This window comes from Shinella sp. (assembly GCF_035998705.1).
Classification (GTDB): Bacteria; Pseudomonadota; Alphaproteobacteria; order Rhizobiales; family Rhizobiaceae; genus Shinella.
The window spans coordinates 167,819-191,275 of sequence record NZ_DASYHH010000022.1; the positions used below are offsets into that span (position 1 = coordinate 167,819).

The 23,457-nt window shown below is 64.5% G+C and carries 23 protein-coding genes; 12 read left to right on the forward strand and 11 right to left on the reverse strand.

Annotated elements, in window-relative coordinates:
- Positions 1–31: 31 nt before the first annotated feature.
- The 3 genes from VGN93_RS17450 to VGN93_RS17460 are packed head-to-tail and all read right to left on the reverse strand — an operon-like array spanning position 32 to position 2,225.
- Positions 32–517 (reverse strand): SRPBCC family protein, encoded by a 486-nt coding sequence (locus tag VGN93_RS17450; RefSeq protein ID WP_319324862.1) that lies wholly within the window; start codon positions 515–517, stop codon positions 32–34.
- A 38-nt stretch (positions 518–555) separates the two neighbouring features.
- Positions 556–1,854, reverse strand: coding sequence for an RNA polymerase sigma factor (locus VGN93_RS17455; RefSeq protein WP_327508438.1), 1,299 nt, complete (start codon positions 1,852–1,854; stop codon positions 556–558).
- Positions 1,851–2,225: a YciI family protein gene (locus tag VGN93_RS17460; protein ID WP_327508439.1), complete on the reverse strand. Its 375-nt coding sequence runs from the start codon at positions 2,223–2,225 to the stop codon at positions 1,851–1,853. Before VGN93_RS17460 ends, VGN93_RS17455 begins: the two co-directional genes overlap by 4 nt.
- A 117-nt stretch (positions 2,226–2,342) precedes the next feature.
- Between VGN93_RS17460 and VGN93_RS17465 the strand changes: the two genes are divergently transcribed.
- A complete protein-coding gene (locus tag VGN93_RS17465; protein WP_327508440.1) occupies positions 2,343–2,624 on the forward strand; it encodes a DUF2188 domain-containing protein in 282 nt (93 codons plus the stop codon).
- A gap of 3 nt (positions 2,625–2,627) precedes the next feature.
- On the forward strand, positions 2,628–3,278 hold the full coding sequence (locus VGN93_RS17470; protein ID WP_327508441.1) for a hypothetical protein: 651 nt from the start codon (positions 2,628–2,630) through the stop codon (positions 3,276–3,278).
- Positions 3,279–3,283: 5 nt separating this feature from the next.
- Here VGN93_RS17470 and glpK read toward each other — a convergent pair whose 3' ends face one another.
- Positions 3,284–4,777: a glycerol kinase GlpK gene (gene glpK, locus VGN93_RS17475; RefSeq protein WP_327508442.1), complete on the reverse strand. Its 1,494-nt coding sequence runs from the start codon at positions 4,775–4,777 to the stop codon at positions 3,284–3,286.
- Positions 4,778–4,972: 195 nt separating this feature from the next.
- Between glpK and VGN93_RS17480 the strand changes: the two genes are divergently transcribed.
- The 4 genes from VGN93_RS17480 to xdhC all read left to right on the forward strand — a co-directional run bounded on the left by VGN93_RS17480 (position 4,973) and on the right by xdhC (position 10,653).
- Complete coding sequence (locus VGN93_RS17480; RefSeq protein WP_327508443.1) at positions 4,973–5,746, forward strand: 3-hydroxybutyrate dehydrogenase; 774 nt, start codon at positions 4,973–4,975, stop codon at positions 5,744–5,746.
- Positions 5,747–5,754: 8 nt separating this feature from the next.
- A complete protein-coding gene (gene xdhA, locus VGN93_RS17485) occupies positions 5,755–7,224 on the forward strand; it encodes a xanthine dehydrogenase small subunit (RefSeq protein WP_327508444.1) in 1,470 nt (489 codons plus the stop codon).
- Positions 7,225–7,489: 265 nt separating this feature from the next.
- Positions 7,490–9,835: a xanthine dehydrogenase molybdopterin binding subunit gene (gene xdhB / locus VGN93_RS17490; RefSeq protein WP_327508445.1), complete on the forward strand. Its 2,346-nt coding sequence runs from the start codon at positions 7,490–7,492 to the stop codon at positions 9,833–9,835.
- A 2-nt stretch (positions 9,836–9,837) separates the two neighbouring features.
- A complete protein-coding gene (gene xdhC, locus VGN93_RS17495; RefSeq protein ID WP_327508446.1) occupies positions 9,838–10,653 on the forward strand; it encodes a xanthine dehydrogenase accessory protein XdhC in 816 nt (271 codons plus the stop codon).
- On the opposite strand, the gene VGN93_RS17500 is transcribed toward xdhC, so the two are convergent.
- The gene (locus VGN93_RS17500; RefSeq protein WP_319324144.1) at positions 10,650–10,829 is read right to left on the reverse strand and encodes a hypothetical protein; all 180 of its coding nucleotides are present in this window, start codon (positions 10,827–10,829) and stop codon (positions 10,650–10,652) included. The two genes, xdhC and VGN93_RS17500, sit on opposite strands and share 4 nt — an antisense overlap.
- 102 nt (positions 10,830–10,931) lie before the next feature.
- On the opposite strand from VGN93_RS17500, the gene VGN93_RS17505 reads away from it, so the two are divergent.
- The 4 genes from VGN93_RS17505 (at position 10,932) to guaD (ending at position 14,962) form a co-directional block, all read left to right on the forward strand.
- Positions 10,932–11,825: a LysR substrate-binding domain-containing protein gene (locus VGN93_RS17505; protein WP_327508447.1), complete on the forward strand. Its 894-nt coding sequence runs from the start codon at positions 10,932–10,934 to the stop codon at positions 11,823–11,825.
- A gap of 39 nt (positions 11,826–11,864) precedes the next feature.
- Positions 11,865–12,347: a transcription elongation factor GreA gene (greA, locus tag VGN93_RS17510; protein WP_319324142.1), complete on the forward strand. Its 483-nt coding sequence runs from the start codon at positions 11,865–11,867 to the stop codon at positions 12,345–12,347.
- Positions 12,348–12,423: 76 nt separating this feature from the next.
- Entirely contained in the window at positions 12,424–13,650 is a 1,227-nt protein-coding gene (gene puuD, locus VGN93_RS17515) for a urate hydroxylase PuuD (protein ID WP_327508448.1), read from the forward strand.
- Between the two features lie 4 nt (positions 13,651–13,654).
- Positions 13,655–14,962, forward strand: coding sequence for a guanine deaminase (guaD, locus tag VGN93_RS17520; protein ID WP_327508449.1), 1,308 nt, complete (start codon positions 13,655–13,657; stop codon positions 14,960–14,962).
- On the opposite strand, the gene uraH is transcribed toward guaD, so the two are convergent.
- The 4 genes from uraH to puuE are packed head-to-tail and all read right to left on the reverse strand — an operon-like array spanning position 14,959 to position 17,304.
- Entirely contained in the window at positions 14,959–15,321 is a 363-nt protein-coding gene (gene uraH / locus VGN93_RS17525; RefSeq protein ID WP_327508450.1) for a hydroxyisourate hydrolase, read from the reverse strand. The two genes, guaD and uraH, sit on opposite strands and share 4 nt — an antisense overlap.
- A 9-nt stretch (positions 15,322–15,330) precedes the next feature.
- Positions 15,331–15,825 carry an ureidoglycolate lyase gene (locus VGN93_RS17530; RefSeq protein WP_327508451.1) on the reverse strand — a complete coding sequence of 165 codons (495 nt, stop codon included), beginning with the start codon at positions 15,823–15,825 and terminating at the stop codon, positions 15,331–15,333.
- A 52-nt stretch (positions 15,826–15,877) separates the two neighbouring features.
- Positions 15,878–16,375 (reverse strand): 2-oxo-4-hydroxy-4-carboxy-5-ureidoimidazoline decarboxylase, encoded by a 498-nt coding sequence (uraD, locus tag VGN93_RS17535; protein WP_327508452.1) that lies wholly within the window; start codon positions 16,373–16,375, stop codon positions 15,878–15,880.
- Positions 16,372–17,304 (reverse strand): allantoinase PuuE, encoded by a 933-nt coding sequence (puuE, locus tag VGN93_RS17540; protein ID WP_327508453.1) that lies wholly within the window; start codon positions 17,302–17,304, stop codon positions 16,372–16,374. The genes uraD and puuE overlap by 4 nt, the downstream gene beginning before the upstream one ends.
- 82 nt (positions 17,305–17,386) lie before the next feature.
- Between puuE and VGN93_RS17545 the strand changes: the two genes are divergently transcribed.
- Positions 17,387–17,761 (forward strand): PRC-barrel domain-containing protein, encoded by a 375-nt coding sequence (locus VGN93_RS17545; RefSeq protein WP_319324135.1) that lies wholly within the window; start codon positions 17,387–17,389, stop codon positions 17,759–17,761.
- A gap of 7 nt (positions 17,762–17,768) precedes the next feature.
- Here the strand turns inward: VGN93_RS17545 and VGN93_RS17550 are convergent, their stop codons facing one another.
- The gene (locus tag VGN93_RS17550; RefSeq protein WP_327508454.1) at positions 17,769–18,947 is read right to left on the reverse strand and encodes an FAD-dependent oxidoreductase; all 1,179 of its coding nucleotides are present in this window, start codon (positions 18,945–18,947) and stop codon (positions 17,769–17,771) included.
- Here VGN93_RS17550 and mnmD point away from each other — a divergent pair.
- Positions 18,946–19,668: a tRNA (5-methylaminomethyl-2-thiouridine)(34)-methyltransferase MnmD gene (gene mnmD, locus VGN93_RS17555; protein ID WP_327508455.1), complete on the forward strand. Its 723-nt coding sequence runs from the start codon at positions 18,946–18,948 to the stop codon at positions 19,666–19,668. The genes VGN93_RS17550 and mnmD overlap by 2 nt on opposite strands.
- A gap of 4 nt (positions 19,669–19,672) precedes the next feature.
- Here the strand turns inward: mnmD and VGN93_RS17560 are convergent, their stop codons facing one another.
- The gene (locus VGN93_RS17560) at positions 19,673–23,329 is read right to left on the reverse strand and encodes a PAS-domain containing protein (RefSeq protein ID WP_327508456.1); all 3,657 of its coding nucleotides are present in this window, start codon (positions 23,327–23,329) and stop codon (positions 19,673–19,675) included.
- Positions 23,330–23,457 lie beyond the last annotated feature (128 nt).

Below are 23,457 nucleotides of genomic sequence, written 5' to 3' on the forward strand. Positions count from 1 at the left end.
GAAAGGGAACGGGCCCGCCCTGCTCGTCCGTTCAGAGCTTCGAGGCGACCTCTTCCAGCTGGGTCGCCACCTGCCCCCAGCCTTCATGGAAGCCCATCTTCTCATGCGCCTCGGCATCCTCGACATTCCAGTGGCGCGCGATGGCGGTGTAGCGGGTCTGGCCGTTGCCGAGGTCGTCGAACAGGATTTCAGCGCTGAAGAAGGCCTTTTCCGTCGGCTTCCAGTCCGGGCCGAAGGCATCCGTGGTGATGATGCGCTTGTCCTTCTCCACCTTCAGGAACACGCCCGTGCTGTCCATGTGAAAACCGTCCGGACCGGTCATGACGGTGCGGAACTTGCCGCCGTCGCGCGGCTCCATGTCCACGAGCGCGAGCGCATAGGGCTTCGGCATGAACCACTCCTTCAGGATCTCCGGCGTCGTCCAGGCCTTGAAGAGCTGGGCGGGCGTGGCGTTCAGCACGCGGGTCAGCACCAGTTCGCGGTTGTTGGCGGGCTTGATTTCGTTGGTGTCGGTCATGGTCCGTTTCCTCTTTGGGTGTGATCGGTCGGTTCGTATCAAGGACGGCCGGCGGGCGGCAGAACCGACAGCGAAGCCGGATTATTTTCCGCATTCGCCATTTCGCGCTGCACGCTGTCGAGATGCTGGCGGATATGCGCGGCCTCGGCCGGCGTGGTGGCGAGCGCAATGGCGCGGTCGAAGGCCTCATGCGCCTCGCGGTAGCGGCCGAGTTGCTTCAGAAGGCCGCCGCGCAGGCCATGAAAATAGAAATAGCCGTTGAGCTTCTCCGCCAGCGGCTCGACCAGCGCCAGTGCCGCCTCCGGCCCCTCGCGCTTCGAAACGGCGACCGCCCGGTTGAGCCGCACCACCGGCGACGGCTGGAGGCGTTCCAGCGTCTGGTAGAGCAGGTCGATCTGCAGCCAGTCCGTCTCCGCCGCCGTTTTGGCGCGGGCATGCAGGGCTACGATCGCCGCCTGGATCTGGAAGGCGCCCGGTCTGCGATGGCGGATCGCCTTGTCGATCAGCACCAGCGCCTCGTCGATCAGGCCGCGGTCCCAAAGCGCACGGTCCTGGTCTTCGAGCAGCACGATCTGGCCCTGCTTGTCGAAGCGCGCCGCAAGCCGCGAATGCTGGATGAGGATCAGCGCCGTTAGCCCCATGATCTCCGGTTCGGAGGGAAAAAGCGTGAGCAGCAGCCGGCAGAGCCGGATCGCTTCCGCACAGAACGGCGCATCCGCCCGCTCCGGCACGCCGGCCGAATAACCCTCGTTGAAGACGAGATAGATCATCGCCGCGACGATGCCGAGCCGTTCGGCCCGCGCCACCGCATCCGGCGTCTCGAAGGGAATGCCGGCCGCCGCCACCTTCGCCTTCGCCCGGGTGATGCGCTGCTCCATCGCCGCTTCCGAAACGAGGAAGGCGCGCGCGATCTGCTTGACCGAAAGGCCGGAGACGATGCGCAGTGCCAGCGCGATCTGCTGCGTCGCCGGCAGGTCCGGATGGCAGCAGACGAAGAGCAGGCGCAGGATATCGTCGCGGTAATGCGCGCCGTCCAGCCGGTCCGCGAGGTCGCTCTCCGTATCCTCAAGATCGGAAAGCACCTCCTCGGGAGGAAGCGGCTGGTGCTTGGCGCGCTTCCTCACCTGGTCGATGCCGCTGTTACGGCCGACGAAGATCAGCCATGCTGCCGGATCGCGCGGCGGACCTTTTTCGGGCCAGTTTTTCAGCGCGCGAAGGCAGGCCTCCTGAAAAGCCTCCTCCGCAAGGTCGAGGTTGCGGAAGTAGCGTAGCAGCGCCCCCATGGCCTGCGGCCGTGCCGACGTCAGCGCCAGATCGATCCAGGCAAGCTCGGTCATTTTATCGGTACTCCCGGATTGAAGAACTGCAACGGTCGGATTTCATAGGTGCCGTTGGCCGGATTGGCGGCGGAAAGCTCGCGCGCAAAGGTGATCGCCTCCTCCAGCGTTTCCACCTGGATGACGAAGAAGCCGAGGAACTGTTCCTTGGTTTCGGCAAAAGGCCCGTCCATGACGATATCGTCCGTCGCACCCTTGCGCACGGTGACAGCCGCCGTGGTCGGCATCAGCCGCGCGACCGGCCCAAGCTTGCCGGCCTCCGCATAACGCTGGTTGACGGCGCCCAGATCGGCCATGACCCTCTCGTCAAGCTCCTTGCTCCAGGCGCTGACTTCATTTTCGTCATCGTAACAAAGAACGGCATACAGCATGGTGAACTCCCGTTGGTTGGAAGACGTAGAAGTAGCGTCTCAGCCGACAGGGCGGAACGGAATATTTTTGATGGTTGGATGAAGGGGCTAAAAGAAGATCGCAAGGAGACAAGCGCCTTGGAAGAAAGCAAGAAAATTGCTATCTTTAATTTCGGGTTTTCGTGGAGATTTTGTATGTCCCGTAAGAGTCAGCACGTAGTGCCTAGCAGCGGAAAATGGAGTGTTCGCCAAGCGGGCTCGTCACGAGCTTCGCACACTTTTTCAACGCAGGGCGAAGCTATAAAAGTTGCAAAAGAAATTGCCCGCAATCAAGGCGCCGAGCTTTATATCCATGGAGCAAATGGTAGGATTCGCGATCGCGTTTCGTACGGAAATGATCCAAGAAGCTCCAAAGGATAGCCTTTGAGCGACGAGCCCCTTAACAAGAATGTCTTCGTCAATTGCCCTTTTGATTCAGAATTCGCTCCGCTTCTTGAAGCGATTGTTTTTTGCATAACCTACTTTGGATTCACGCCTCACCTTGCCAGCGAAAGGCTGGAGGCCGGAGAAAATCGTTTAGACAAAATAATCGGGCTGATCAAGCAGGCGCAGTTTTCGGTTCATGATCTGTCTCGCTGCAAATCGACCGGCGTGGGCGAAACATTCCGTATGAATATGCCATTCGAACTCGGGCTCGATCTCGGATATCGCCGAAGCGGAATTGCGCAGGCGGAGAAGAAGAAGTTTCTGATATTTGAGCGCGATCCCTATGATCTGAAACGTTCGCTTTCCGACATTGCCGGGCAAGATGTCGAATCGCATCGGGATGATTATGAAATAGTAATCAAGAAGGTGCGGGATTTCTTTCGCGTGGAGGCTGGAGTCAATGCGCCCGGACCAGCACGACTGATTTCCGACTATGCCACTTTCCTCGGGTGGATGACAGAAAAGAAAATTCACGAAGGGCACTCGGAAAAGGAGGCGCTAAACCTTCCCACGCAGGAGCGCCTTGACGAAATGAAAGCATGGAATGTCGCCGGCCGGCCCTCGGAATTCGTTACTCTTGAGGCGTAGTCGGTTTATCCGTCGCTCAGCGTCCGCCGCACAGCATCCTTCCAGCCCTTGATCTTCGTGGCCCGCGTCTTCTCGTCCATCTTCGGCTCGAAGCGCCTATCGCGCGCCCAGGACTTGGCAAAACCCTTGCGGTCCGGCCAGACACCGGCACGCTGGCCCGCAAGCCACGCCGCACCGAGCGCCGTCGTCTCCAGGATGGTCGGGCGGTCCACCGGCGCGTCCAGGATGTCGGCGAGGCGCTGCATGGTCCAGTCGGAGGCGACCATGCCGCCGTCGACGCGCAGCACGGTTTCCTTGCCGTTGGCCTTCCAGTCCTTGTGCATGGCGTCGAGCAGGTCGCGCGTCTGGTAGCAGACGGCCTCCAGCGCCGCGCGGGCGAATTCCGCGGGGCCGGTATTGCGCGTCATGCCGTAGATCGCGGCGCGGGCCTCCGGGTCCCAGTGCGGCGCGCCGAGCCCGGTGAAGGCGGGCACGAGGTAGACGTTCTGCGTCGGGTCGGCCTGTGCCGCAAGCTCGCCGGTATCGGGCGCGGCCTTGATGACCTTCAGCCCGTCGCGCAGCCATTGCACGGCCGCCCCTGCGATGAAGATCGAGCCTTCCAGCGCATAGGTCGTCTCGCCGTCGAGCCGGTAGGCGATGGTGGTGAGCAGGCGGTTCTTCGAGCGCACCATATCGGCGCCGGTGTTGAGCAGCGCGAAGCAGCCGGTGCCGTAGGTGGATTTCATCATGCCCGGTTCGAAGCAGGCCTGGCCGATGGTGGCCGCCTGCTGATCGCCGGCCACGCCGAGGATCGGGATTTCCGCACCGAACAGACCCTTTTCCGTCACGCCGAAATCGGCCGCGCAATCCAGCACCTCCGGCAGCATGGCCTTCGGCACGCGCAGGATGTCGAGGAGCTCGTTGTCCCAATCGTTCGCCGCGATGTTGTACATCAGCGTGCGGCTGGCATTGGTGGCATCGGTGACATGCGACTTGCCGCCCGTCAGCCGCCAGATCAGGAAGGTGTCGATGGTGCCGAAGCAGAGATCGCCCTTGGCGCCGCGCGCCCGCGCACCCTTCACGTTGGAGAGCATCCACGACAGTTTGGTGCCGGAGAAATAGGGATCGAGCAGCAGGCCGGTCTTCTTGGTAAAGGTCTTTTCGAGGTCCTGCTTCTTCAGCTTCTCGCAATAGGAGGCGGTGCGGCGGTCCTGCCAGACGATGGCATTGTGGATCGGCTTGCCGCTCTCGCGCTCCCAGACGACGACCGTCTCGCGCTGGTTGGTGATGCCGATGGCGGAAATGTCGGCGGCCTTCACGTCGGCCTTCTTCAGCGCGGCCTTGACCGACCAGACGACGCTGTCCCAGATCTCTTCCGGATCGTGCTCGACCCAGCCGGATTGCGGAAAGATCTGCGTGAATTCCTTCTGGCCGGATCCGACGACCTTCTGGTTGCCGTCGAAGACGATCGCCCGGCTCGATGTCGTGCCCTGATCGATCGCGAGAACATATCCGCCCATACTTGCCTCCCAGCTGAAGGTCGCTCCCAGACCCTTCGGAATCTTCAATACGACATCAAAACGAATGTCAAAGGAAAATAAAACGCAAATCGCGCTACCCGCCCCACGCCACTCTACAGCGCGGAAAACGCAATTGTCATCGCGTTGTTTTTAGGCGTAGGCTGACGCGAAGCAGCATATCGGGAGTTGAAAAGCATGAAGAGTGTCGTCGTAACCGGCTCCACCAGCGGCATCGGCCTCGCCATCGCCACCGCCTTCGCGGAAGGTGGCGCCAATGTCGTGATCAACGGTTTTGGCGCGGCCGCCGAGATCGAGGCGGCGCGCGCCAAGCTCGACGGCCTCGGCAAGGGCCGCGTCATCTACCATCCGGCCGACATGACCAAGCCGCACGAAATCTCCGACCTCATCCAGACGGCCGTGGAAGAGTTCGACGGCGTCGACATCCTCGTCAACAATGCCGGCATCCAGCATGTCGAGAAGATCGAGGACTTTCCGCCGGAAAAGTGGGACCAGATCATCGCGATCAACCTGTCGAGCTCGTTCCACACCATCCGCAACGCCATTCCGCACATGAAGCGCAAGGGTTTTGGCCGCATCATCAACGTCGCCTCCGCACACGGCCTCGTCGCCTCGCCGTTCAAGGCGGCCTATGTCGCGGCGAAACATGGCATCATGGGGCTGACGAAGACCGTGGCGCTGGAAGTGGCCGAAAACGGCATCACCGCCAACGCCATCTGCCCCGGTTACGTGCTGACGCCGCTCGTCGAAAAGCAGATCCCCGACACGGCAAAGGCGCGCGGCATCAGCGAGGCCGAGGTGAAGAACGACGTCATGCTGAAATTCCAGGCCACCAAGGAATTCGTCGGCGTCGACGAGGTCGCGGCCATCGCGCTGTTCCTCGCGAGCGATGCGGCAAAATCGATCACCGGCACCCATATATCCGTCGATGGCGGCTGGACCGCGCAATAAGGATAAAAATGGACACTGGCAGCATCCGCTTCATCCTCAATGGCGAGGACATCGCGCTCCGCCATGTGTCGCCGACGGGCACCCTGCTCGACTGGCTGCGGCTGCGCCGCCGCCTCACCGGCACCAAGGAAGGCTGCGCGGAGGGCGACTGCGGCGCCTGCACCGTGCTGGTCGGCCGCGTGGTCGAGGGCCGGCTTGCCTATGAGAGCGTCAATGCCTGCATCCGCCTGCTGGGCTCGATGAATGCGACCCATGTCGTCACCGTCGAACATCTGGCGGGCGCCGACGGCCTGCTGCATCCGGTGCAGCAGGCGATGGTGGACTATCACGGCTCGCAATGCGGCTTCTGTACGCCCGGTTTCGTCATGTCGCTCTATGGCCTCTGGCTTGCCGATCCGGCGCCGGACCGCGCGCGCATCGAAAAGGCGCTGCAAGGCAATCTCTGTCGCTGCACCGGCTACGAGCCGATCGTCCGCGCGGCAGAAGCGATAGCGGAGGCGCGGCCGAGCGCCGTGTTCGATCCCATCGAGCGCACACGGACCGAGATGCTGGCGAAGCTTACGGCGCTCGCGCCGACGGAAACCATCCGCATCGGCGACGGCGACGGCCGGGTGATCGTGCCAGCCTCGCTCGACGATCTCGCGGGCATTCTGGCGGATGAGCCAAAAGCCACCGTCGTCGCCGGCTCCACCGATGTCGGCCTCTGGGTCACCAAACAGTTCCGCGACCTCAACCCCGTCGTCTTCATCAACCACCTCACTGAACTGCAATCGATCGAGGAGACGGCGGGCGGCATCCGCATCGGCGCCGGCGTCACCTACAGCCAGGCTTTCGACGCACTCTGTCGTTTGATACCGGCGCTCCGCCCGCTGATCGACCGCATCGGCGGCGAGCAGGTGCGCAACATTGGCACGATCGGCGGCAACATCGCCAACGGCTCGCCCATCGGCGACACCCCGCCGCCGCTGATCGCGCTTGGCACGACGCTCACCCTGCGCTCCAAAGACGGCCGGCGCGAATTGCCGCTGGAAAGCTACTTCATCGACTACGGCAAGCAGGATCGCCGCGCGCACGAATTCGTCGAAAGCCTCTTCGTGCCTGCCCTTCCCGCCAACACCCACTTCGCCGTCTACAAGATCACCAAGCGCCGCGACGAGGACATTTCCGCACTCTGCGGCGCTTTCCGCGTAACACTTTCGCCGGACGGCACCGTCACCGACGCCCGCCTCTGCTTCGGCGGCATGGCCGGCACGCCGAAGCGGGCGAGCAATGTCGAAGCCGCTCTCCTCGGCAAACCCTGGACGGAAGCCACCATCGACGCCGCCCGGACGGCCTTCGACGCGGACTACAAGCCGCTGACCGACTGGCGCGCCACGGCCGACTACCGCATGCTGGCGGCGAAGAACCTGCTGACGCGGTTCCATCTCGAAACCTCCGGCGAAACCGCCCAGCTGCGGCGGTTCGAGGAGGTGGCATGATGATGCTTTTGAACAAGGCCTCCATAAGACCGGCAAGACAACACCCCCCTCTGCCCTGCCGGGCATCTCCCCCTCAAGGGGGGAGATCGGCAAGAGGCCCAGACCTTGCTCTCACTGCAACGTCATTGATTGGCGACACGGCGCTCCATCCGATCTCCCCCCTTGAGGGGGAGATGCCCGGCAGGGCAGAGGGGGGTGCCTCGGGTAATCTCTCCTTCATCTCGAGGCAGGGGCGACACACCATCACGCTGGGAGGACCCCGCTGATGGACCGGTCCGCCTTCGAAGACCGCAAGACGATCTCCGCCCCCATGCACGCATCGCTGCGCCACGATTCGGCGCACAAGCATGTCGCAGGCACCGCCGATTATATCGACGACATGCCGGAGCCCGAAGGTACGCTGCATGCGGCGCTCGGCATGAGCGACCGGGCGCATGCGGACATTCTTGCCGTCGATCTGTCCGCCGTAAAGGCCTATCCCGGCGTCGTGCTGGTGCTGACCGGCGCCGACATGCCCGGCGTCAACGACATCAGCCCCTCCGGCCGCCACGACGAGCCGGTGCTGGCGGAGGATAAGGTCGAGTTTCACGGCCAGGCGATCTTCTGCGTCATCGCCGAGACCCGCGACATAGCGCGCCGCGCCGCCCGGCTGGCGAAGATCGACTACCGCGACCTGCCGCACTGGACCGATGTCACCGACACGCTCGCCCATGGCGCGGCGCTCGTCACCGAACCGCTGACGCTGAAGCGCGGCGATGCGGAAGCCGCGCTCGAAACGGCGCCGCACCGGCTGAAGGGCCAGATGCGCGTCGGCGGGCAGGATCATTTTTATCTCGAAGGCCATATCGCGCTCGCCATTCCTGGAGAAGACGACGAGGTCACCGTCTGGTCCTCCACCCAGCATCCGAGCGAGGTGCAGCACATGGTCGGCCACGTTCTCGGCGTGCCTTCAAATGCCGTGACCGTGCAGGTGCGCCGCATGGGCGGCGGCTTTGGCGGCAAGGAGACGCAGTCGAACCAGTTTGCCGCACTCGCCGCCGTCGCCGCGAAGAAACTCAACCGTGCCGTCAAATTCCGCCCGGACCGCGACGAGGACATGACGGCGACCGGCAAGCGGCACGATTTCCTCGTCGACTACGAGGCAGGCTATGACGACGAAGGCCGCATCCAGGCGGTGAAGGCGAACTATGCCGCGCGCTGCGGCTATTCCTCGGACCTCTCCGGCCCGGTAACCGACCGCGCGCTGTTCCATGCGGACAATGCCTATTTCTACCCGCACGTGCTGCTCACCTCGCAGCCGCTGAAGACACACACCGTCTCCAACACCGCCTTCCGCGGTTTCGGCGGGCCGCAGGGGCTGGTCGGCGGCGAGCGCATCATCGAGGAGATCGCCTACGCGCTGGGCAAGGACCCGCTGGAGATCCGCAAGGCGAATTTCTACGGCCTGCCCGGCTCCGACCGCGTGCTGACGCCCTATCACCAGACGGTCGAGGACAACATCATCCACCGCATCGTGGACGAGCTGGAAACGTCGTCCGACTATCAGGCGCGCCGCCAGGCCATCCTCGCGTTCAACGAAAAAAGCCGCGTGATCCGCAAGGGCATTGCGCTGACGCCGGTCAAGTTCGGCATTTCCTTCACCGCCACCTGGTACAATCAGGCGGGCGCGCTGGTGCATGTCTACCAGGACGGCTCGATCCACCTGAACCATGGCGGCACGGAGATGGGCCAGGGCCTGTTCAGCAAGGTGGCACAGGTGCTCGCCGATGCCTTCCAGGTCGATATATCGCGGGTGAAAATCACCGCGACGACGACGGCCAAGGTGCCGAACACGTCCGCCACCGCCGCCTCCTCCGGCTCGGACCTGAACGGCATGGCGGCCTATGACGCCGCGCGCCAGATCAAGCAGCGCCTCGTCGCCTTCGCCGTTGAAAAATGGGGCGTGGCGCCGGAAGACGTCGCCTTCGTGCCGCATCATGTGCGCGTCGGCGATGCGCTCATCCCCTTCGCGGACTTCGTCAAGCAGGCCTATATGGCGCGCGTACAGCTTTCCGCCGCGGGCTTTTTCAAGACGCCGAAAATCCATTGGGACCGGGCGAAGGGCATGGGCACGCCCTTCTACTATTTCGCCTATGGCGCCTCGGTCTCGGAAGTCTCGATCGACACGCTGACCGGCGAATATCTCGTCGATCGCGTCGATATCCTGCACGATGTCGGCCGCTCGCTGAACCCGGCGATCGACAAGGGTCAGGTCGAGGGCGCCTTCGTGCAGGGCATGGGATGGCTGACGACGGAGGAACTGTGGTGGGACGGCAAGGGCAGGCTGCGCACGCACGCTCCCTCCACCTACAAGATCCCGCTCGCCTCCGACCGCCCGAAAATCTTCAACGTCAAGCTCGCCGAATGGGCGGAAGCGGCCGAGCCGACGATCGGCCGTTCCAAGGCCGTCGGCGAGCCGCCCTTCATGCTGGCGGTCTCCGTCCTGGAAGCACTTTCCATGGCCGTCGCCAGCACCGCCGGCTACCGCCAATGCCCGAAACTCGATGCGCCGGCCACGCCGGAACGCGTCCTGATGGCCATCGAATGGCTGAAGGCACAAAAAGAAGAGTAAAGATGAACTTTCTGCAGGACAGTCTTGAGGGCTTTCTGGCCCGGGAACACCGTGTCGTCATCGTCGATATTACCGCCGTCAAAGGCTCCGCACCGCGCGACGAAGGCACGTTCATGCTGGTGGCGCCGAGCGAAATCCACGGCACCGTCGGCGGCGGCCAGCTCGAATATATGGCGATCGACAACGCGCGGAAAATGCTGGGCAATGCCGGCGGCGAGCCGCACCTCGCCATCCCCCTCGGCCCCGATATCGGCCAATGCTGCGGCGGCCGCGTCGAGCTCACCTTCACCTTTGCCGACGAGGCCGCGCGCGCGGCACTCGACGCGCGGGTGGCGGAAGAAGAACGGCGCAAGCCGCAGGTCTGGGTATTCGGCGCCGGCCATGTCGGCCGGGCGCTCGCCGAGGCGCTCACGCTGTTGCCGCTCAAGGTCTTCGTCGTGGAGGCGCGGGAAACCGAACTCGACCAGTTGACCTCGGAGGTTCATCGCCGCATCGCCGCCATGCCGGAATCGCTGATCGCGGATATCCCGGCGGGTTCCGCCGTGGTCATCGTCACGCATGATCACGCCCTCGATTTCCTGATCGGGCACGAAGCGCTCAAGCGCAAGGACTTCGCCTATATCGGCATGGTCGGGTCCAAGTCGAAGCGCGGCTCCTTCCTCCATCATCTCGAGGAGCAGGGTGTGGATCGCGCGGAGGCCGACCGGCTGGTCCTGCCGATCGGCGGCACTGATGTCGATGACAAGCGCCCGGAGGTCATCGCCGCGATGACCGCCTCCGAAGTTCTGCTCGCCTTCGCGGCGTGGCGCAACCGCTAACCGCGGCCGTCGAGAAATCCGAGGTCGCGCTTCATGTAGTCGGACAGCGCGCGCGGGTCGAGCCTGGGAGCGCGATCTCTCTTCTTCCTGCGAAAGACGAGAGAGAGCTTATGCCACAAGCCGGGCCTGCGGAATTCCAGCGCGCCCATCGGCGCGTCTTCGGTGATGCATGTCATTGGGAGAACCTCGTAAATTCTTTTCCATTGCTTGCAGGGTGCGCCGAAAGGTGATGAAATTCCAATCGAACCTTTGTCTGCATGCATGAAGAGAACTTGGCCATGAAGATGTCGCGCAACTTCCCGCTGAATGCGCTCCGCGTCTTCGAGGCCGCCGCGCGGCATGCGAGCTTCACCCGCGCCGGCGACGAGCTCGGCATGACGCAGACGGCCGTCAGCTACCAGGTGAAGCTCCTGGAGGAGACGCTGGGCGAGACGCTGTTCCTGCGCCAGCCGCGGCAGGTGATGCTGAGCGAGGCAGGCGAACGGCTTGCGCCCAAGGTCGCCGAAGGGCTTGCCAAGCTCGCGGAAGCGGTGGCGGACTTGCGCGGGGCGGCCGAGCAGAAGCTGCACATCCACTCGACGCCCACCTTCGCCACGCAATGGCTGAGCCGCACGCTCGGCGATTTCCAGCTCAAACATCCCAGCATCGCCGTCAGGCTTTCCACCTCGCAGGACCTGATCGACTTTTCCAGGGAGGAGGCGGATGTCTCGATCCGCTGGGGCAAGGGCGACTGGCCGGGCCTCGAATGCCACCGCGTCATGCGCATGGATTTCGGACCAATGTTGAGCCCGGCGCTGGCAGAGACGATCGGCGGCGTGCATGAGCCGGCCGACCTCCTGAAACTGCCGATCATCAGCCCGCCGGACATCTGGTGGCGCACCTGGTTTTCCGCCGCCGGCATCGACAATCCGGATCTCGGACGCTATCCCCCCAACGAACTCGGCGTGCAGACGATCGACGCGCAGGTGGCGATGGCCGGCCAGGGGGTGGCGATCCTCAATCCCGGCCATTTCCGGGCGGAGGTCGCCGCCGGCCTGCTCTTCCAGCCGTTTACGCTGACCTGCAACGACGGACGCGACTACTGGCTGGCCTACCCGGAGAACCGTCGCAACATTTTGAAGATCCGCGCGTTTCGCGAGTGGATTCTGGCGACCCTGCCGACAGAGGCGTAAGATGGTTCGCGCCGACAGAATGGAAATGGAGTTTTGATCTTGAGCGTTGCCTTCATGAAGGAAGAAAGTGCCGAAGCGGCAGCGGAAACCCAGCTGCCCGACCGGCCGATTTCGCCGCATCCGAACCTGGTAACGCAGGCAGGCCTGAAGGCGCTCGAAACGCAGCTTGCCGAGGCGCGCGCGGCCAGCGAGGCCGCAAGCACGGTCGAGGACATCAATGAACGGCGCCGGCAGACGGCCGGTCCGCTGCGCGACCTGCGTTATTTCGCCGAACGGGTTCACACGGCGCAGGTCATGCCCGACCCGGCGTCGAGCGACACCGTCGCCTTCGGCAGCACCGTCACCTTCAGCCGCGACGACGGCCGCACCCAGACCTACCGCATCGTCGGCGAGGACGAGGCGGACCCCAAGGCCGGTTCGATCTCCTACGTCTCGCCGGTGGCACGCATCCTTATGGGCAAGGCGGTCGGCGACGTCGTGAGCGTCGGTGAACAGGAACTGGAGATCGTCGCCATATCCTGAGTCGGCTCCCTTCCCTCGCCCGCGAATATTGCGCAATGTGCACACTGGGAGACAGGACGGAAGGGAACGCGCGCAGATGTATGAATATGCCATCGCCTGGGAATGGCTGACCTTCGCGGTCCGCTGGCTGCATGTCATTACGGCCATCGCCTGGATCGGATCGTCCTTCTACTTCATCGCGCTCGATCTCGGCCTGGTGAAGCGGCCGCATCTGCCACCCGGCGCTTACGGCGAGGAATGGCAGGTGCATGGCGGCGGCTTCTACCATATCCAGAAATATCTCGTGGCGCCGGCCTCGATGCCGGAACACCTGACCTGGTTCAAATGGGAGAGCTACATGACGTGGCTCTCCGGCTTCGCGCTGCTCTGTCTGGTCTATTACGGCGGCGCGGACCTCTTCCTGATCGACCGCAACGTACTCGACGTCTCGACGCCGGTGGCGATCCTCATCTCGCTCGCCTCGCTCGGCCTCGGCTGGATTCTGTATGACCTGCTCTGCAAGTCGCCGCTGGGAAAAAACACCTGGGGGTTGATGATCGTCCTCTATTTCATCCTCGTCGCCATGGCCTGGGGTTATACGCAGGTCTTCACCGGCCGTGCCGCCTTCCTGCATCTCGGAGCGTTCACGGCGACGATCATGTCGGCCAACGTCTTCTTCATCATCATGCCGAACCAGCGGGTGGTGGTGGCGGATCTGATCGCCGGGCGCATTCCCGACCCGAAATACGGCGTCATCGCCAAGCAGCGCTCGACGCACAACAACTACCTGACGCTGCCCGTCATCTTCTTCATGCTGTCGAACCACTATCCGCTCGCCTTCGCGACGGCCTTCAACTGGATCATCGCGGCGCTGGTCTTCCTGATGGGCGTGACGATCCGGCACTGGTTCAACACGACGCATGCCCGCAAAGGCAAGCCGACCTGGACCTGGCTCGTCACCGCCCTCCTCTTCGTGCTCATCATGTGGCTTTCCACCGTGCCGAAGGTGCTGACCGGGGAAAGCGCGGGCCTTGCGCCATCGGCCCAGCGCTTCGCCTCGAACGACCATTTCCCGGCGGTTCGCGATCTCGTCTCGACGCGCTGTTCGATGTGCCATGCGGCGGAGCCCGTCTGGGAGGGCGTGCGCGCGGCGCCGAAGGATGTGATCTTCGAAAGCGATTCGGCGATTGCCCTCCATGCCCGCGAGATCTATCTGCAGGCGGGCCGCAGCCACGCCATGCCGCCGGGCAATGTCACCGGCATGACGAAGCAAGAGCGCGCGCTCATCACCGCCTGGTTCGAGACATCCGCTGAAGGAAGCTAACCCCATGACGAAAACCCTCATCCGCGGGCGGTTGCTCTCCTTCCTCCGCCGGCCGGACGCGATCGACGACGCGGCGAGCTACCGCTACGAGGAGGATGGAGGACTGCTGGTCGAGGACGGCCGGATCGCGGCCTCCGGCCCCTATGCGCAAGTGCGTGCCGCCGCGCCGGACGACGTTGAAGAAATCGACCACCGCCCGCATCTCATCCTGCCCGGCCTCATCGACACGCATGTGCATTTCCCACAGATGCAGGTGATCGGCTCCTATGCCGCCAACCTGCTGGAATGGCTGAACACCTATACGTTTCCGGAAGAATGCCGCTTCGTCGAAAGCGCGCATGCCGCCCGTATCGCCCGCCACTTCTACGACGAGATGATCCGCCACGGCACGACGACGGCGGTCGCCTATTGCTCGGTGCACAAGGCCTCCGCCGATGCCTATTTCGCGGAGGCGCTGGCGCGCGGCATGTGCATGGTCGGCGGCAAGGTGATGATGGACCGCAATGCGCCGCAGGGCCTGCTCGACACGCCGGAAATGGGCTATGACGAGACCCGCTCGGTGATCGCCGAATGGCACGGCAAGGGCCGCAACCATGTCGCCATCACCCCGCGCTTCGCCATCACCTCGACGCCGGCGCAGATGGAGATGGCGGCGGCACTCGCTCGCGAATTCCCGGACCTGCACATCCAGACACATCTCTCCGAAAACCACGACGAGATCCGCTTCACCAGCGAGCTCTATCCGGATGCGATCGACTATACGGATGTCTATGCGAAATATGGGCTGCTCGGGCGCAAGAGCCTGTTCGGCCACTGCATCCATCTCTCGGACCGCGAGGCCGACGCGATGAGCGAGGCGGGTGCCGTAGCGGTGCACTGCCCCACCTCCAACCTCTTCCTCGGCTCCGGCCTGTTCCCCCTGAAGGCGCTGTCGCGGCGGGAGAAGCCGGTCCGCATCGCTGTCGCCACCGATATCGGCGGCGGCACGAGCTATTCCATGCTGAAGACGCTGGACGAGGCCTACAAGATCCAGCAATTGCTCGGCGAGCGGCTGAACCCGTTCGACAGTTTTTATCACATGACGCTCGGCAATGCGGAGGCCCTGTCACTCGCCGACCGCATCGGCACGCTGGAGGCCGGCACCGATGCCGACTTCGTGGTGCTCGACGCCGCCGCCACGCCGGCCATGGCGCTGAAGATGGAAGTGGTGCGCTCGCTCACCGACGAACTCTTCCTGCTCCAGACGATGGGCGATGACCGCGCGGTGCGCGAAACCTATGTGGCGGGCAAGGCGATGAAAGCGGCCCTTTAGCTGCCGCGATAGGTCGAGTAGCTGTAGGCCGAGAGCAGCAGCGGCACGTGATAGTGGCTCGACGGGTCGGCCACGCCGAAGCGCAGCGGGATACGGTCGAGGAAGGCGGGTTCGGTGACGTCGGCCCCGGAGGCGCGCAGATAGTCACCGGCGTGGAACACCAGTTCATAGGTGCCGGCCATGAAGCCGACGCCTTCGACCAGCGGCGCATCGACCCGGCCGTCATCGTTCGTCACCGCGCTCAGGATATGCTGGCGCTCCTCGTTCTCGATCCAGTAGAGGTCGATCTTCAGGCCGGCGGCCGGCTTGCCGAGCGCGGTGTCGAGCACATGGGTCGTGAGGCGGCCGGGCTTGTTCATGCTTCTCTCTCAGGGTTGCTCGATGATGAACGGGGTCTCGAAGAAGAACTCTTCCAGGTTGACGCCGCCGCCGAGGCGGTCGACGACGAGGAAGTCGCTCGGCGCCTCGAGCGTCATCAGCGGATGGTGCCAGACATTGCGGCGGTAGTTGACGCCCTGCCGTCCGCCGGCGCGAAACACTTGCGGCCGGCCCGGCCTGCCGTCCTCGTCCTCCGCCACGATTACCAGCCAGGGTCGGTCGTCGATCGGCGAAAAGCTCTGGCTGCCGAAGGGATGGCGCTCCATCATGTCGACAGAATAAGGGAAGGCGCGCGGGGCGCCGCGGAACAGGTTGATGATCACCTTCGCATCTTCGCCGACGGCCTCGGCCTCGGCGAGCGCATGATACCGCTCCGTCGTGCCGCCGTTGATATGGCGCATCGATGCGGGATCGGCTTCGATCACCGTACCAAAGGGCGCGAAGGCCTCTCGTGTCAGCGGCTGGATGGTCAGTCTTTCAGCCATCAGACGGCCCTACCGGGGAGAGGAAGGGCGGTCGTTCGGTCGTCGGGCATTGTCAATCTCCGGGGAGAGCAGCTTTCAATCTGAGGAGCGCGATGCGCTCCACCTGGGTTTTCGCGGTTTCGAATTCCTCGTCGGTCGTGTTGCCGACGCGGACTTCGAAGGCCGCGAGAATATCGTCCTTGGTAAGCCCCTTTACCGCGATGATGAAGGGGAAACCGAATTTTTCCACATAGGCGGCGTTGAGCGCGGTGAAACGGGCGTGTTCGTCCGGGCTCAGCCGGTCGAGGCCGGCGCCCGCCTGCTCCTTCCGGCTGTCCTCGGTCAGCCCGCCGGCAATGGCCAGCTTGCCGGCGAGGTCCGGATGGGCGGTGAGCACGCCGAGCTGTTCTGCGGCGCTCGCCTTGCGGAAGGCGTCCGTCAGCGCCGCATGCACGCCGTCCGCCGTCAGCGGCAGCGCGAGCGCGCCCGCATCGAGCGCCCGCTCGGCAATGAACGGCGAGTGCTCAAAGACGCCGCCGAAACGGGCGAGGAAGTCGGCGCGGTCGATCATGCGCTCTTGCCCGTCGTCGGGTGGTGGTTCTCGATCCAGTGATGCGCGATATCGATGCGGCGCGGGATCCACACCTTCTTGTGCTCCAGCACGTAATCGACGAAGCGGGCGAGCGCCGCGGCACGGCCGGGGCGGCCGACGAGGCGGCAGTGCAGGCCGATATTGAGCATCTTCGGGCTACCCTCCTTGCCCTCCTGGTAGAGCACGTCGAAGGCGTCCTTCAGGTAGGTGAAGAACTGGTCGCCGGCGTTGAAACCCTGCGGCGTGGCGAAGCGCATGTCGTTCGTTTCGAGCGTGTAGGGAATGATCAGGAAGGGTTTGCCGTCGAGGCCCGGCACGAAGTAGGGCAGATCGTCGGCATAGGAATCGGAGGAATAGACGAAACCGCCCTCCTCCATGACGAGGCGCAAGGTGTTTTCGGAGGGCTTGCCCTGGTACATGCCGAGCGGGTGCGAACCGGTCAGTTCCTTGTGCAGGCGCACCGCTTCGAGGATGTGCTCGCGCTCCTTCTCTTCCGAAAAATCCTTGTATTCCAGCCAGCGGTAGCCGTGGCTGGCGATTTCCCAGTCCGCTTCCTTCATGGCAGCGACGGCATCCGGGTTGCGCGCCATGGCGAGCGTCACGCCATAGACGGTGACGGGCACGTTGCGGCTGGTGAACAGGCGATGCAGCCGCCAGAAACCGGCGCGCGAACCGTATTCGTAGATCGATTCCATGTTGAGGTTGCGCTGGCCCGGCCAGGCGGCTCCGCCGACGATTTCCGAGAGCAGGTTTTCCGAGGCCGCGTCGCCATCGAGGATGCAGCTTTCGCCGCCCTCTTCGTAATTCACCACGAATTGCACGGCGATGCGGGCGTCGCCCGGCCAGCGCACTTTCGGCGGGTTGCGGCCATAGCCGATCAGGTCGCGCGCGTAAGTCTTCTCGGTCATTCTGTCACCTCGGAAATGGGCATTGAGGAACCAATACCGCCTTGCGCCGTTTCCTGTCCATCACAAGCAAGGAGAAACACCTATGGCCATGCAGGACGCAAATATTCGCGAAACCCAGGACCTGATTTCCAGCGACAAGGTGGAAGGCACAAGTGTCTACGGCGCCGATGGCAAGCATATCGGCTCGGTGGAACGCCTGATCCTCGACAAGCGCAGCGGTCGTGTATCCTACGCCGTGCTGAGCTTCGGCGGTTTTTTGGGCATCGGTCACGATCATTATCCGCTGCCCTGGGGCAAGCTGAACTATGACGAAGGCCTCGGCGGCTACCGCGTCGATGTGACGAAGGAACAGGTCGAAAATGCGCCGCACTATGAAAGCGACGCGGAATACGACTGGAACCGCCGCAACGGCAAGGTGATCAGCGACTATTACGGCGTGCCGCCCTACTGGATGTAAAAGCGGACTAATCCCGTCCGGCCTCCTCCAGGTGGGCTGCGACGGTGAACGAGGGCGGCACGCCAAGCGTGCCGCCCTTGATTTCGTTCAGAACCTGATGCGCTAGGGCATGCGCCATGCCGAAACTCACCTTGAAGCCGCCGGTCATCAGGCTGATGTTCACATGATCCGGATGAAGGCCGACCATCGGCTCCCGGCCGATCGCCTTGGGACGCAGGCCCGCCCAACGCTCCACCACGGGCGCATCGGCAAGCGCCGGCGCCATGCGTCTTGCCTTGTCGATGAGGGCATCGAGCAGGGCGTCGGTTGCCAGCGGATCGGCAAAGCTGTTTTCGCTGGTGCTGCCGATGGCGACGAGGCCGTTTTCATGCGGCACGATGTAGAGGCCGTCGGCGAAAATCACGGGCAGCGCCGGATCGACAGCCGCCTTCAGAAGCGCGGCCTGCCCCTTGACCGCGGCACCGACCGGCTTTGCGAGCGGCGGGTTGAGGGATGCGAGCAGGCCGAAGGTCTCGACGCCGGCAGCCAGAACGCAATGGCCGAAGCTCAGGCTGGTGCCATCATCGAAGCGGGCGAGACCGGTGGCAGGCTCGATCGTCTCGACGCCGACACCCTCGACAATAGCAACATTCGGCAAACGGTCGAGCGCCGCGCGCAAGGCGGCCAGCAGGCTGCGCGGCGCAAGGCGGGCGGCGAGGTGATCGTGCACGAGCCCATGCGCCATCGCCGCTTCGGCGGGCCAACCGGCAACGGGCGCGGTGTCCAGCACCTCGAAGGCGAAAGTGCGGTCCGGAGTGCTCCAGACCGAAAGCGCATCCCGCACCTGGCCGAGCGCGATGTCGCGGTTGTGGGGCTTCACGAGCGGGATGAAGCGGCCGGAGCGGCGGTAGCCGGCGGACAGCCCCGTCCCCGCTTCGAGTTCGGCGATCTCCGCTTCGAGCGAGACCAGTGCGGCGAACTGAAAGGCCTTCTTGGCGTTCCAGCGATCCGGCACGTGCGGCATCAGCGCGCCAAGCACGCCGCCGCTGGCGCCCGCGCCGATCGCGCGACGTTCGACCAGGCGCACGGACAGCCCGTCGCGGGCGGCAAAGAGCGCGGTCCACAGGCCCATGACCCCGCCGCCGACGACCAGCAGGTCCACGCCCGGTTGACCGGCGGCCTTCACGCGACTATCGGCATTTGCCATGGCTGAGCACGATCCTGAAAACATGCCGCAAAACGAAGCGGTCCTCGACTGGCACGAGGGCGATATGCCCTATTCCCCGGCCTTTGACGACCACTTTTATTGCCGCAGCGACGGCCGGCTGGAATGCGGCCACGTCTTCCTCGCCGGCAACGGCCTGCCGCTCCGCTGGCAACGCGAAAACCCCTTCCGCATCGCCGAGCTCGGCTTCGGCACCGGCCTCAATCTCTGCGAGACCTGGCGCCAGTGGCGGCACACAGCGCCGGGGGAAGCAAGTCTCTCCTTCACCTCCTTCGAGCGATATCCGATGGCGCGCGCCGATATCGACCGGGCGCTCTCGCACTGGCCGGAGATCGACCGGGAACGCGTGATCCTCACCGAAAACTGGCCGGATGCACCGGCCGGCCGCGTCGAGATCGATCTGGAGCCCCGCGTCCGCCTCACCGTCGTCTGCGGCGCGGCCCTGGACAGCCTCGGCCGGGAGGAGACGCCCTTCGACGCCTGGTATCTCGATGGTTTCGCGCCGGCGCGCAATCCGGACATGTGGTCGGCCGGGCTCATGGCGGAGGTTTTTCGCCTGACCGTGCCCGGCGGGCGCTTCGCGACCTATGCGGCGGCGGGCTTCGTGCGACGCAACCTGGCGGCCGCGGGTTTTGCGGTGGAGCGCCGGCCGGGTTTTGCCGGGAAACGCGAAATGCTCTGCGGGGAAAGGCCGGCGGTCTGAGCTCTCAGTGCACGGTGCCGGTCGCGGCGGGCACCTTGCCGCGCTTCAGCCAGCGGTCGAGCTTTTCTTCCAGCTTCTCGATGCTGATCGGCTTTGCCAGATAGTCGTCCATGCCGGCGGCAAGGCATTCTTCGCGGTCGCCATCGAGCACATGGGCGGTGACGGCGACGATGGGCACGCGGTGGCCGCTGCCGCTTTCGATCTCGCGGATCGCCCGGCTCGCCTGCAGGCCGTCCATGACCGGCATGGAAATGTCCATCAGGATCATGCGCGGGCGGCTCTCGCGATAGACCGCCACCGCCTCCTCGCCATTGCCGGCCAGCCGGAACCTCAGCCCCGAAGCCATCAGCATCTGTGTGAAGAGGATCTGGTTGACCTCGTTGTCCTCGGCGACCAGCACGTCCAGCACCTCGCCCTCCACGGCCGCGGGACCGGGCGGTGCGGTATGGGTCCGGAGCGGCAGAACCTTGCCCTCGGGCGCCGTCACGGATGACCGCACGCTGCGTGTCGCGCGCAGCACCTCGAAAACCGTCTCGCGCAACAGGTCGGCGCGGGCAGGCTTCATGAGATGGGCCTGGATATCGCTCGAGGACAGGAGCCTGTCCTCCGACGAAAGGTTCATCGAGGTGAGCACGATGACGGAAACATCGGCCGTCGCCGGACTTTCCCGGAGCGCGCGGATGAAATGGGGCGCGTGGTCCGGCTGGTAATCGAGCAGGATCGCATCCACCGAAAGGCCCATGCCGGTCGCCGCCGCGAGCACGGCGAGCGCCTCGGCCTCGGAGGCGACGGCGGTCGCATCGAAACCCCAGTCGAGCAGCATGTCGTGCGAGGCCTTGCGGGAAAGATCGTGCGCATCGACGACGAGGATGCGCGCGCCCGGCATCTTCGCCGGCAGGATGCGCGCCGGCAGCGCGGCGACCGCGAGCGTCATCGGCAGGCGCGCGGTGAAGACCGAGCCCTTGCCGATCTCGCTCATCGCGTCAAGCGTGCCGCCGAAAAGCCGCGTCAGGCCATCGGTGATCGCGAGGCCGAGGCCGGTGCCCTCGTGGCGACGGGTCGAGGAGGCATCGACCTGCGAGAACTTTTCGAAGATCGATTCCATCTTCTCGGTCGGGATGCCGGCACCGGTATCCTCGACGCGGATGACGATCTCGACCCCGCCCTCGGCCTTCGTGTGGCATGCGAGGTCGATCAGCACATGGCCGCGATCGGTGAACTTGACGGCATTGCCGACGAGGTTGGTGACGATCTGGCGGAAGCGGCCGGCATCGCCCATCACGGCGGCCGGCATGTTGGCCGCGCCGCGCACGACGAGCTCGATATCCTTTTCCGCGGCCTTGGCCGAAAGCAGCGTCGCCACGTCCTCGATCGCCTCGACCGGGTTGAAGGCGACGTCGCGCAGCGTCATCTGGCCGGCATCGATCTTCGAAAAATCGAGGATGTCGTTGATGATGGTCAGCAGCGCATTGCCGGACTTCACCATGATGTCGATGAAGGTTTTCTGCCGCGTGTCGAGATTGGACTTGGCGAGCAGCTCCGCCATGCCGAGCACGCCATTCATCGGCGTGCGGATTTCATGGCTCATATTGGCCAGGAATTCCGACTTCGCCTTGTCGGCGGTCTCGGCGCGGGTGACGAGCTGGCGCAGCTCCTCCTGACGGCTCTGGAGGTCGGTGATATCGGAGAAGACCAGGACGGAGCGTCCGCGGCTCGTCGGCGTCACGTCGAGGCGCAGCCAGCGCTGGTAGCCGCTGAACACGGTCAGCGACGCCGGCTTGCCGGTGAAGAGGATCGCCCCGAAATCGCTCGCATCGACCGGCACTTCGTCGAGGAAGCCGGCGATCTTGCGGTCGATGCAGCTTTGCAGCACGTCCTTGACCAGCGCGCCCGGCTGCAACAGCTCGCGCGGCATGGCGATCATCGTGGCAAGCGCCTCGTTGGAGAGCACGACCCGGTCGTCCTCGATGATCAGCAGGCCCTGGCTCATCGAGGTGACCGCATCCTTGACGAGGCTGCCGACCTCTTCCAGCGCGCTACGGGTCTCCAGCACCTCGCGCTCGCGCTCGCGCCGCTCGGTGATGTCGATGAAGGTGAGCAGGCAGCGGCCGCCGGAGATCGCACAGCCCGCCTCGATCACCGTGCGGCCATTGGCATAGGGCACTTCGCGCACCGGCATCTCGCCGGCGCGGATATCGGAAAGGCGCTGCTCGTAGCCCTGGTCGCAATCGCCGTCCTCGCAGGTGCCGCCCTGTGCCTGCTGGAAGCGCAGAAGCACGCCGAGCGCCTTGCCCCTGATCGGCGGCAACTCGCCGTTCCACAGGTCTTCGAAGGCGCCGTTCACCAGTTCGATGATGCCGGTCTCGTCAACGACGACGATGCCGACGGGAAGCGAGGCAACGATGCTTTCGAGGTCGGAGCGTGCCGCTTCCGCCGCGCGCTGCGCCTCGATCAGCTGGTCTTCGCGCTTCTTCAGCACCGTCGTGTCGGTGATCGAGCCGATCAGGTAGCTCTTCTCGTCGAGCGTGGTGACGCGGTAGAGCCGGGAGATCGTCGGCAGCGTGGAGCCGTCGGGACGGAAATAGTCGATCTCGGATTCGAGCAGCTCGCCGGTGTCGAGCACGAACTGGTTCTGCTCGTGGAATTCCTGTCCCTGTTCCGGGTACATTTCGAGCGTCGACAGGCCGAGCAGCTGTTCCGGCTGCTTGCCGGTCATCTCGACATAGGCCCGGTTGGCGAAGATCATGCGCTGGCTCTCGTCGCGCATGAAGCTTGCGACCGGCAGCTCGTCGAGCAGCGCCCGGTAGAGGCTGATCTCCTGCGAATGCTGCTTCAGCCGCCCTTCGCTTTCCTTGAGCGCCGTCACGTCCAGCCTGAGTGCCACGAGCACGCCATCCGGCCGGCGCTGTGTGACAAGGCGCATCCAGCCGCCGGCGACGCGCGCAACGGATTCGTAGACGGGCAGGTCGTAGCTTGCGAGCCGCGCGGCAACCCAGCGCTCGCGCTCCGCCGCGGGCGTGCGCCCCACTTCGATATCGTGCAGCGCCTCGGTGAGGGTCGTCAGGCGCACCGGCCCATCCGCGAGCTCACCGACAAGCGTCCGGTAGAATTCCCGCATGCTGCGATTTGCATAACTCAGCCGGTTGTCGGCGCCGAAGACGGCGACGCCGGCGCCGAGCGCATCGAGGGCGCCCTCGACGTGATCGGCGGGGCGCTCCTGCCTGTCATCGTCGTAAGCGGCGGCGGCCGGCGGCCGCACGGCATCGACGTTCACATTGGCGGCGCACACCGTCGTGGCCAGCGTCTCGACCGAGGGCGTAAAGAGGCCGACGAGGATCGACAGCGTCGGGGAAATCCGCTCGCGTTTCAGCGCGATCTCAAAGCTGCCGCCACCGAAGGGATGGATGTAGCGGGCGCGCTCGGGATTGCCGAAGATCAGGCAGCGGCGTTCGGGATCGTCCCGGTCGCCATGGCCGAGCGCCTCGCCGATCTCGTCGCTGCGAAGGCCGATCATCTCCGCAGCCGTATGGCCGAACAGGCGGGCATAGGCGTCGTTCACCGCCAGGTAGCGCAGCTCGCTGCTCTTGACGTAAGCCGGATGCGGGTGTTCGCGAACGCGCGCACAGGCCGCCACCAGCAATTCGTCTTGAGATTCAGCCACGCCTAGAGCTCCCCGAAGCGGGACGGAGGGAGGGATTCATACCCCTTGGGGAGTATCAGCAATCCTTGAACGGATGGTTAACCGTTCGTTGCCGGAAATCACGCATCGCCCCTCGAAAGGCCCTCTTA

Excerpts from the sequence above, each read along its gene's own strand:
- xdhB (WP_327508445.1), top strand. The coding sequence starts at position 7,490 with ATGGACCGGTCCGCCTTCGAAGACCGCAAGACGATCTCCGCCCCCATG.
- puuD (WP_327508448.1), top strand. The coding sequence starts at position 12,424 with ATGTATGAATATGCCATCGCCTGGGAATGGCTGACCTTCGCGGTCCGC.
- VGN93_RS17550 (WP_327508454.1), bottom strand. The coding sequence starts at position 18,947 with ATGGCAAATGCCGATAGTCGCGTGAAGGCCGCCGGTCAACCGGGCGTG.
- uraD (WP_327508452.1), bottom strand. The coding sequence starts at position 16,375 with ATGATCGACCGCGCCGACTTCCTCGCCCGTTTCGGCGGCGTCTTTGAG.
- glpK (WP_327508442.1), bottom strand. The coding sequence starts at position 4,777 with ATGGGCGGATATGTTCTCGCGATCGATCAGGGCACGACATCGAGCCGG.
- uraH (WP_327508450.1), bottom strand. The coding sequence starts at position 15,321 with ATGAACAAGCCCGGCCGCCTCACGACCCATGTGCTCGACACCGCGCTC.
- mnmD (WP_327508455.1), top strand. The coding sequence starts at position 18,946 with ATGGCTGAGCACGATCCTGAAAACATGCCGCAAAACGAAGCGGTCCTC.
- xdhA (WP_327508444.1), top strand. The coding sequence starts at position 5,755 with ATGGACACTGGCAGCATCCGCTTCATCCTCAATGGCGAGGACATCGCG.
- VGN93_RS17450 (WP_319324862.1), bottom strand. The coding sequence starts at position 517 with ATGACCGACACCAACGAAATCAAGCCCGCCAACAACCGCGAACTGGTG.
- xdhC (WP_327508446.1), top strand. The coding sequence starts at position 9,838 with ATGAACTTTCTGCAGGACAGTCTTGAGGGCTTTCTGGCCCGGGAACAC.
- guaD (WP_327508449.1), top strand. The coding sequence starts at position 13,655 with ATGACGAAAACCCTCATCCGCGGGCGGTTGCTCTCCTTCCTCCGCCGG.
- VGN93_RS17545 (WP_319324135.1), top strand. The coding sequence starts at position 17,387 with ATGGCCATGCAGGACGCAAATATTCGCGAAACCCAGGACCTGATTTCC.
- VGN93_RS17455 (WP_327508438.1), bottom strand. The coding sequence starts at position 1,854 with ATGACCGAGCTTGCCTGGATCGATCTGGCGCTGACGTCGGCACGGCCG.
- VGN93_RS17500 (WP_319324144.1), bottom strand. The coding sequence starts at position 10,829 with ATGACATGCATCACCGAAGACGCGCCGATGGGCGCGCTGGAATTCCGC.
- VGN93_RS17480 (WP_327508443.1), top strand. The coding sequence starts at position 4,973 with ATGAAGAGTGTCGTCGTAACCGGCTCCACCAGCGGCATCGGCCTCGCC.
- puuE (WP_327508453.1), bottom strand. The coding sequence starts at position 17,304 with ATGACCGAGAAGACTTACGCGCGCGACCTGATCGGCTATGGCCGCAAC.
- VGN93_RS17460 (WP_327508439.1), bottom strand. The coding sequence starts at position 2,225 with ATGCTGTATGCCGTTCTTTGTTACGATGACGAAAATGAAGTCAGCGCC.
- VGN93_RS17505 (WP_327508447.1), top strand. The coding sequence starts at position 10,932 with ATGAAGATGTCGCGCAACTTCCCGCTGAATGCGCTCCGCGTCTTCGAG.
- VGN93_RS17530 (WP_327508451.1), bottom strand. The coding sequence starts at position 15,825 with ATGGCTGAAAGACTGACCATCCAGCCGCTGACACGAGAGGCCTTCGCG.